Source organism: Amycolatopsis decaplanina DSM 44594 (assembly GCF_000342005.1).
In the GTDB taxonomy this organism is placed as follows: Bacteria; Actinomycetota; Actinomycetes; order Mycobacteriales; family Pseudonocardiaceae; genus Amycolatopsis; species Amycolatopsis decaplanina.
On the sequence record NZ_AOHO01000050.1, the window covers coordinates 1 to 1,324 of the forward strand.

The window sequence follows — 1,324 nt, forward strand, 5'->3', positions numbered from 1 at the left end:
TGGTTCTTCGGTGCCGGGGGTGCTGACCCGGCCTGAGGTGGTGGGGTGGCGTCCCGCGAAGGACGGCACCGGTTTGCGGACGTTGAAGGCTTTCCTGGAATCACGGCCCCACCCGGCAGGTTTCGGCCTGAAAACGAAGGATCGAACGCGCTTGAACAACATGGCCCAGGACTGGATCAATGCCTGGGCGGAAGACCTGCACGGAGAAAATATGTCGCATCTGGCGGTCGCGAAACTGTCCGGTGATCTGCTCAGTCAGACTCTGGTTGGCCGGCGGTGGCGGCGTCTTGATCGGCCAGAGATTCCTGAGGATGTGCCGGTGGATGTGGTGGGCTGGCGTCCTGCACCGGATGGCACGGGACCCCGGACGTTCCGGGATTTCCTGAACACGCGAGGGGACCTCCCGGCAGGTTTCACCCTGAAGCCGAAGGGTCGAACGGGGTCGAGGACGAGTGCGGTCGCCCAGGGCTGGATCAATGCCTGGGCGAAAAAGCTTTACGGAAAGATGTCGCAGGCGGACGTCTGGGAACTGTCCGATGGCTTGATCGGTAAGAATCAGGTGGGGGTGTTGTGGGGAGCTATCGCGGATGAGCCGGACGCGGGGGTGCTGGAGGGGGATGTTCCTGGGGGTGGTGGTTCTTCGGTGCCGGGGGTGCTGACCCGGCCTGAGGTGGTGGGGTGGCGTCCCGCGAAGGACGGTACCGGTTTGCGGACGTTGAGGGCTTTCCTGGAATCACGGCCCCAGCCGGCAGGTTTCGGCCTGAAATCGGGGAACCGGCCGCGCACGAGCCAGATGGCCCAGGACTGGATCAATGCCTGGGCGGAAGACTTGCACGGGGAGATGATGCAGGCGGACGTCGTGGATTTGTCCGATGGTTTGGTCAGTAAGGCTCAGGTTAGCCGGCTGTGGCAGAGTCTTGAGCGGCCAGAGATTCCTGAGGGTGTGCCGGTGGATGTGGTGGGCTGGCGTCCTGCACCGGATGGCACGGGACCCCGCACGTTCCGGGATTTCCTGAACACGCGAGGGGACCTCCCGGCAGATTTCACCCTGAAGCCGAAGGACCGGACGGGGGCGAGGTCGAGTGTGGTCGCCCGGGGCTGGATCAATGCCTGGGCGGGAAAGCTTCACGGGAAGATGCCGCAGGCGGAGGTCGCGGAACTGTCCGGTGGCTTGATCAACAAGAACCAGGTGGTGGTGTTGTGGGCTGCTGTCGCGGGGGGTGCGGGTGGGGGTGTTCCTGTTCGGGTGGTGGAGGAGGCGGAGGCGGCGCGGGCGCGGTCGCGGGAGCTTTCGCGGCACGAGAATGAGGGTGAGGGTGACAGC

1 pseudogene is annotated in these 1,324 nt (G+C 64.9%); it reads left to right on the forward strand.

Annotation, left to right across the window (positions count from 1 at the left end):
- Positions 1 to 73: 73 nt before the first annotated feature.
- Positions 74 to 1,324 (forward strand): annotated as a pseudogene (locus H074_RS16730) (hypothetical protein); the annotation flags it as partial.